At 51.8% G+C, this 7509-nt stretch carries 9 protein-coding genes; 5 read left to right on the top strand and 4 right to left on the bottom strand.

Annotation, left to right across the window (positions count from 1 at the left end):
• Positions 1-2 precede the first annotated feature (2 nt).
• On the bottom strand, positions 3-599 hold the full coding sequence (locus LQV63_RS27310) for a hypothetical protein (protein WP_233699059.1): 597 nt from the start codon (positions 597-599) through the stop codon (positions 3-5).
• Positions 600-838: 239 nt separating this feature from the next.
• Here LQV63_RS27310 and LQV63_RS27315 point away from each other — a divergent pair, with 239 nt between their 5' ends.
• On the top strand, positions 839-1201 hold the full coding sequence (locus LQV63_RS27315) for a VOC family protein (RefSeq protein WP_233699060.1): 363 nt from the start codon (positions 839-841) through the stop codon (positions 1199-1201).
• Between the two features lie 72 nt (positions 1202-1273).
• Here the strand turns inward: LQV63_RS27315 and LQV63_RS27320 are convergent, their stop codons facing one another.
• Positions 1274-2287: a ketoacyl-ACP synthase III gene (locus LQV63_RS27320; protein WP_267934222.1), complete on the bottom strand. Its 1014-nt coding sequence runs from the start codon at positions 2285-2287 to the stop codon at positions 1274-1276.
• A 239-nt stretch (positions 2288-2526) separates the two neighbouring features.
• Between LQV63_RS27320 and LQV63_RS27325 the strand changes: the two genes are divergently transcribed.
• The 3 genes from LQV63_RS27325 to LQV63_RS27335 all read left to right on the top strand — a co-directional run bounded on the left by LQV63_RS27325 (position 2527) and on the right by LQV63_RS27335 (position 5606).
• Complete coding sequence (locus LQV63_RS27325; protein WP_233699062.1) at positions 2527-3441, top strand: polysaccharide deacetylase family protein; 915 nt, start codon at positions 2527-2529, stop codon at positions 3439-3441.
• Positions 3442-3454: 13 nt separating this feature from the next.
• Positions 3455-4750 carry an MFS transporter gene (locus LQV63_RS27330; protein ID WP_233699063.1) on the top strand — a complete coding sequence of 432 codons (1296 nt, stop codon included), beginning with the start codon at positions 3455-3457 and terminating at the stop codon, positions 4748-4750.
• Positions 4751-4883: 133 nt separating this feature from the next.
• Positions 4884-5606, top strand: coding sequence for an MOSC domain-containing protein (locus LQV63_RS27335; RefSeq protein ID WP_233699064.1), 723 nt, complete (start codon positions 4884-4886; stop codon positions 5604-5606).
• Between the two features lie 134 nt (positions 5607-5740).
• Here LQV63_RS27335 and LQV63_RS27340 read toward each other — a convergent pair whose 3' ends face one another.
• Positions 5741-6067, bottom strand: a complete 327-nt coding sequence (locus LQV63_RS27340) for a MazG-like family protein (RefSeq protein WP_233699065.1) — start codon at positions 6065-6067, stop codon at positions 5741-5743.
• A gap of 75 nt (positions 6068-6142) precedes the next feature.
• Between LQV63_RS27340 and LQV63_RS27345 the strand changes: the two genes are divergently transcribed.
• Positions 6143-6721, top strand: a complete 579-nt coding sequence (locus LQV63_RS27345; protein WP_019423086.1) for an LOG family protein — start codon at positions 6143-6145, stop codon at positions 6719-6721.
• Positions 6722-6743: 22 nt separating this feature from the next.
• Here LQV63_RS27345 and LQV63_RS27350 read toward each other — a convergent pair whose 3' ends face one another.
• Positions 6744-6938 (bottom strand): hypothetical protein, encoded by a 195-nt coding sequence (locus tag LQV63_RS27350; protein WP_233699066.1) that lies wholly within the window; start codon positions 6936-6938, stop codon positions 6744-6746.
• Between the last annotated feature and the right edge of the window lie 571 nt (positions 6939-7509).

A 7509-nucleotide genomic window follows, 5' to 3' on the forward strand; every position in this document is an offset into this window, starting at 1 on the left:
GCCTATCTTTGCGTTCGCTCTGCCAGCTCGGTAATCCAATACGCCAAAAATTCCTTCACCCGTTCGTCTTCCTCAATGTGCAGCACACGTTGAAAGAGCCACCTCACACGCTCCTTCAGCGTCCGGTCGCGCTGGCTGCATAAGCCAAGCAGATCGACGCAATGCAGCCGTTCGGTCCCGGTTCCATATTCGAGCCAATCCACGTAAACCGCCGTACCACGGGCAATCTCACGCATACATTGCTCGTTCAGCCGCGAATGGCCGCTCTCCATGCTGACTTCCGCCGGTTCCCCGGACGCAATTTGAACGAGCAGTTCCAATATGAATGGCCGTGCCGCATCCGTCGCGCGCTGTATGATGCCTAGCAAGCAGATGACAGTTGGAATGGCGGCTTCATACAACGCCCCTTGCACGACGACCGTATTCTCAATCTGCCAGCAGGCTTGTTCCGCTTGTTGCACAGTGGCGGCTTGTTGCACTTGAAGCAGGGCGTTCGGCAGATGCTCTGTCGTGCCCGCCGCCCGGTACTCCGACCACGGGATGCGAATGATGTCCCAAGCCATAGCATTTGGCACCTCTTTTACAGAAGATTTCTTCATGCATAATCTACCTAACCTATCTATAACAATCCGATTCGAAGAAGACATTAGCCTAGGGACAGCATATGCCTTTTGGCCGCAAGAAGTTCCTCGCAACGATGTCGCTGCCAAACGGTTGTGTCCGTGTTCAGTCATATGATAGAATAATTAGAACATGCGTTCTTTGATCTGTATGCCCGTTTATGATTGTGAATAGAGGACAATCTATATTAATATTGGACGAAAAAGGGTGATGATGAATGATTAAGCAAATTTCTACGGTAGCCGTATATGTGGAAGATCAGCAAAGAGCGAAGCAATTCTGGACGGAGCAGGTCGGCTTTGCCGTTACGGCCGAATTCCCGATGGGACCGAACACCTTCTGGCTGGAAGTCGGGCCTGAAGGCGCGCAATCTCGCCTCGTCCTTTACCCGAAATCGATGATGAGCAACTGGGAGGAGCAGAAGGCGTCCATCGTCTTCGAATCCGATGACGTGCTTGGCGCGTACGAGACGATGAAGGCTAAGGGCGTCGAATTTGCCGGTGAACCGCAGCAGATGCAGTGGGGCAACTACGTAAGCTTTAGAGACCTGGACGGCAATGAATTTCTGCTGAAGGGATAACCAAGAGAACACGAAGAGCCGCACCTCGGATTAACCACGGGCTGCGGCCCTTTTCTTCACTCATTCTGAATGTTACAGCGGTGTCGGTTCCGATACCTGTTCGTCAAAGTTAAGGTGCACAAGCTGCCCTGCATGAACCAACCCGGCGCCAAAACCGTACATAAGCGCCCGATCTCCATTTTGAACCTTGCCATTACGGATACCCAGATCTAGCGATAAGGGAATAGATGCAGCCGAGGTGTTCCCGAAGTTGACCAAGCTATATAATGTTTTTTCCATTGGGTAATTCAACTTCTCGCAAATCGGCTCGATCAAACGCAAATTAGCACTATGAGGGATGAACCAGTCTACTTGATCCAAATCGGAGTGAGCTTTATCCAACAGCTGATGAATACCGGAAGGCACCGTTCGAGCAACCCACCGCAGCACCTCTCTCCCATTTTGAACAAGACATTGAGTATCCACTAATTCAATCTCATTTATTTTGTTGGCTAGACCTGTGCGATATACGTGCTGTGCCCCTTTCCCATTGCTCCCCAAATGGAATCCGATGAAGCTCTGGAATTGATCATCTCTTTCAACCAGCACAGCGCCAGCGCCATCACCAAATAATATGCAAGTGCTTCGGTCCGAATAATCCGTAATCTTTGAAAGCGTATCTGCTCCAAGCACTAATATTTTCCGATGCAATCCAGACGCAATGTAACTGTGTGCCGTATGCAATGCATATACAAATCCTGCACAGGCCGCACTGATGTCAATCGCCCCAGCCGTCTGGGAAATTTGTAAACGTTCCTGTATCAGACACGCTACTGAGGGAAATGAAAAGTTAGGTGTGCTTGTTGCAACTATAATCATATCTACATCTTCAACGTTTTTATTGTATCTTTTGATCAAATCTTTCACAGCAGCCGCACATAGATCGCTTGTAAATTCATCAGGTTGACTAATTCTGCGCTCCTGAATGCCCGTTCTTTGCAAAATCCACTCATTGCTCGTTTCAACCATGCCCTCAAGCTCCACATTGGTTAGCTTTTTGTGTGGCACATAAGTTCCGATAGCCGTAATTCTTGCTTTTATCACCATTTCCACCTCGCCATGTCTGGTAATTGGTATTAATACTTGGTACTAATATTAACAGTAACTTTTGTCATAATCAATTGGATGATTCCAAATATGTCCATAATGTAGATATCTTGGATCTGAAAAGTTGCTTTATTAAACAAGCACTTCCATACATGTTATGCAAGTTTCCAACTTGGCAGGAATATAGTCTTACTAAGCATGATTTAAAACGATTCCAATATAAAACGGAGGCGTTTGCGATGAATGTGTTGAGCGCGCTCGGGTATCAAGCGACGGATCGGCTGCTCATAGTCAATGCGGATGATTTCGGCATGTGCCACGCTACGAATGAAGCCATCAAGCAGCTTCTCGACGAAGGCGCCGTATCGTCCGCTACGGTGATGATGCCGTGCGGATGGGCTCAGGACGCGGCGGTCTGGAGTGCCGCCCATCCACAGGCCGATGTCGGGATACACCTGACATTTACAAGCGAATGGGAAGGCTTCAAATGGGGGCCGGTTAACCGCCGCGGCGACACCTCATCACTCGTCACGGCAGAGGGGTATTTTCCAAGCGACTGCCTAGCGTTCGAACAGCAAGCCGACCTAGAACAAGTTCGCGCCGAAATCATCGCCCAGCTCGAGATGGCGTACGCTATCGGAATGAATCCTACGCATCTCGACAATCATATGGGCAGCTTGTACGGACTCGCGACAGGCCGGGACTTTCTTGACATCGTGTTCGATGTTTGCGCAGAATACGGCTTGCCCTTCCGCCTGCCGAAGTCGATTGAAGGCATGCAGCTTCCTCCAGAGATGGGGCCGTTAGCACTGCAGCGGGCCGAACAGGCCGCAGCCAAGGGCGTCGTCATTCTGGATGAACTGCTTAGTCTCCCCTATGCAAGTCAGGAAGGGCAGAGCGAGGAACAAATGAAAGCAGCGATGATCGCGCTGCTCCGCAGCTTGAAGCCGGGGCTGTCCGAAATCATCATCCATCCTTCGTTCATCACTGGGGAATTGCAGGCGATTACACCGCATTGGGAGCGGCGCGGTATGGAGTTCCAGCTCTTGCTTGATCCAGACATGAAGCAGGTTATCGCCGATGAAGGCATTCATCTGATACGCTGGGCCGATCTGCGGGACGTGCAGCAGGGCATGCCGCCGCAGCGTCAATAGGAGGCGGAAGCATATGGGCATTCAAATCACTCCAGCCCGCAAAACGGCGTTTACGGCCGGGAACTTATCCTCCAACCTAATGGCGCAGATGTTCTCGGCTTACATCGTGTATTATTACGTCGACGTGCTCGGCGTCCGTCCTGGCCTTATCGGAATAGCGATGGTCATCCATGGCATATTAGGGGCCATTCTCAATCCTCTCTTCGGTTATGTATCCGATCGATTCCGCACGCGCTGGGGGCGCCGTGTCCCTTATATCGCGTTTGGCATGATTCCGCTGGCGGCGGTATTTACGCTGCTATGGTTCCCGCTCTCCTCCGGCATGGGTCTGTTCTGGTACTTCCTCTTCATCGTTCTGCTCTACGACGTGCTCTACGTGCTTGTCATTCTGAACTACTCCGCCTTGTTTCCCGAAATGTTCGTTACCATGAAAGAACGCGCCTCTGCCTCGTCCTGGAAGCAGATGTTCGGCATCATCGGCATGATTGCCGGCGTGGCTGTGCCGCCGCTCATCTACGACCGTTACGGTTGGGGAGCGATGGGAATTATATTCGGTATCACTGCCGCACTATTCATGGGTGCGATGGTCTGGGGTTCAAGAGAAAACGAACAGGCGGCCCCGGACACATTCGGCTTATGGCAATCGGTCGTGCATACCTTTTCCAACCGCTTCTTCGTCATTTACGTCCTCGGCGGCTTCTTCGTGCAGTTGACCTTCGCCCTCCTGCCCGCGGCAATTCCGTTCTTCACCAAATATGCGCTCCATGCAGAGGAAAGCGCCAATTCAATTCTGCTCGGTCTCGTCTTCGTCACCGCCATTCCATGCGTCTATGTATGGGCGCGTTGGACGAACCGTTTCGGTCCGCGCAAGACGATGCTGGCCGCCATCGTATGCTACGCTGTGGCGCTAGCCCCGCTCTTGTTCGTCATCTCCCCGGCTGCTGCCTATGTGACGGGAGCGGCCATCGGCTTCGGTCTGGCAGGCATCATCATGCTGCTTGACGTCCTGCTTGCCGAAGTCATCGACGAGGATGAACGCAGAACGGGAGCGCGCCGTGAAGGCATGTATTTCGGCATGAACGGCTTCATCATCCGCTTCGGCGTGTCGCTGCAGGCAGTCGTTATGAGCCTTGTGCTGGAACAGAGCGGTTATGTCGCCAACGCCCCGACCCAGCCTGAAGCGGCGATTATCGGCATCCGCTTAATGTTGGCGGGCATTCCGATTCTATCCCTCGTATTAGCCTTCATCTGCTTCTGCTGCTATCGCCTTGGCGCAGCACGACCGTCGAATGGGCATCCTCGCGAATAATACCATAATCATCCATTTGTGAAATGAAGACATTCTCCCCGGGGAACGGCACGCCTTGACCGAAACGATCGAATAGCAGACAATGGAAGCAACAACTACTGATAACCTTTTGAATCGGAGCGTGAAAGGAACTATGGAACGCATCGGCGCACTCAAAGAAATCGTAAGACACCCGGTGAAATCCTTCCGGGGAGAGCGAGTTCAACACACGAAGTTGATGGATTATGGCTTATACGGGGATCGAAGCCACGTCTTCCTGGATGACACGCGGCCAGGGAAGTATGTAACGATTACCCAGTGTCCGAAAATGGCACAATATGAAGCCCGCTTTGCAGGACTGGACAATACGGAGCAATATCCGCGCGTAGAGGTTCGTTCACCGAATGGCATCGTATATGATTGGGAGGATGAGGCGCTGAAGCTGGAGCTGGAACAGGAGTCAAAGCGAGCCATCTCGCCGCATAGCTATACGCCGCAGCACATCCCGTTCGGCGCCCTTGAGGAAGCTCACATCCTCCTCGTGACCGATGCATCGGTTAGAGAGCTGGAACAGCTGTGGGGAGGCCACATCGATTACAATCGTTTTCGGCCGAATCTATTCATCCAATTGGATGACCCCGTTCCATTCGTCGAAGAACAATGGCTCGGCAGAAGGCTGCGCATTGGAGCTGCAGAGTTAGAATTGAACAGCTTGTGCGAACGGTGCATGATCATTACGGTCGATCCGGACAGCGGGGAACGGGATGCTTCACTGCTGAAGACCGTCGTGCAGGAGCGGAGCAGCAACTTCGGCGTGTACGCCTCAGTCTTGAAGACCGGTGACATCGAAGTAGGACAGCCTATATATTTAATATAGAAGAAGCGGGATAAATGACATCGTTCATCTATCCCGCTTCTTCTATCGATGGGCTCTCGATTGTCGCGCCGCCTGCTCCAGCAGGCCTTCATCCGCTTCGAGCAGCTCGTCCGGCAACTTTTTCAAATCGAGACTTAACCTTCGCTGCTGCCGAATCGCTTCTCCAGCTTTTCTATATGCGCCTGCGCTATTTCACTCAGCTCGATGTCGTATTTTTCCGACAAAACAATAAGATTGGCAAGCACGTCGCCCAATTCCTCCACAAGCTCTTGCCGCAGTTCCTCACCGCTCTTCTCGCCTTCATCCGGACGATCGCGCCCGATCTCAAGCGCCCGTACGACCCTCGCCACTTCCCCGACCTCTTCCATCAGGAAGCCCACGCGGATAAACGGATTGTACTGCGACCACTCCCGCGCACGGTAAAATTGCTGCACCCATTCTTGGAACGGCTTCATCTCCATCGTTTTTTAACTTCCTTTCCCCTTCCATGATGTCTATACTTAGAACAGTATAGCAGATAAAGGAGGCACTCTATCATGAAAAAAATATGCGTTTATGCCGGCTCGAATCTAGGCAACCACCCAGACTTTGCAGTGAAGTCGCAGCAGTTGGGACGTCTGATGGCCGAACGGCAGCTGGAGCTTGTATACGGTGGTTCCAATGTCGGATTGATGGGCGAGGTCGCCAATGAAATGCTCCGACTCGGCGGTAAAGTGACAGGCGTCATGCCACGCGGACTGTTCCGCGGCGAGATCGTTCATACGCAGCTGACGGAACTGATTGAAGTGAAAGACATGCGCGAACGCAAAGCGACGATGAGCGATCTGGCCGACGCCTTCATCGCCCTGCCGGGCGGCTTCGGCACGTTCGAGGAGCTGTTCGAGATGATTAGCTGGGGGCAGCTCGGCATTCATAAAAAACCGATCGGCGTGCTCAATATCGAAGGCTACTATACACCGATGATGGAAATGGTGCGTCATTCGATTCAAGCCGGATTCGTAAAGGCGGAACATGAGCAATTAATATTGAACTCGCCAGAACCTGCCGAGCTGCTGGATCAATTGAGCAGCTACGTGCCGCCAGTGTTCGGGAATAAGTGGAATCAATTGGACTAATTCCTGATTTCACCACTGCAAGCTATGCTAGTTCATCTGTGGAGGCCTTCGGATCATCATCCACCAAGCTTCTCCACAGATAGAACGCCGCATATGCTTCCCATCCGCTCCAGCCTCGCTGCCATCCGTTCGATTCCTGACTCCTTCGACAGCCCTCCGCTAACCGTTCTCTTAGCCGCCTCAATCCCCCAATGACATGCTCCGTTTTTTTGACCACAATTTCAGCGCCATTATGTCGTCTACAGACAGCCCCGCCGATTGTGATCCGTCATGACTAATCCGGTCTCTAGAAAGAACGTATGCTCTCACCGAAATTTTGCCGCACCATCGATGTATCTACGCTCTTAGCACCACTATCCCCGTTACTCATATTCACCTTTCACTTCAAGCATATCGTTTGACCAGTACCTAGCAGCTTTTTTATTATGGGTTTGGAAAATGCCGATATCCGTAATAATGGCGTGACTGAGCCCGGGGGAGAGTGACTATAAGCGCCTGCATTCAAGATACTCTCCAGCAAAAAAGTTAAAACTCCTTACGTTAATTATGGGTGCAGAATATATGCGACATCAGTGTTGACGACATACCTGAACCGGGGGGAGAATGACTATAAGAGTCTGCATTCAAGATGATGCCCCCACACCTTTGCCGTTCCTGCGCGAACGGGAGAGTGTGCATAAGCACTTAAAGAATAGGATCAGGCAGTCCCTCGCAATTTCATCCTTTTTCTCATAATCGAGTAGGAGGCTACCCATTAACTGAGTAGCCGACCTCTCACACCACCGTAC

It is taken from the genome of Paenibacillus profundus, from assembly GCF_021369635.1.
GTDB classification, from domain to species: Bacteria; Bacillota; Bacilli; order Paenibacillales; family Paenibacillaceae; genus Paenibacillus_B; species Paenibacillus_B profundus.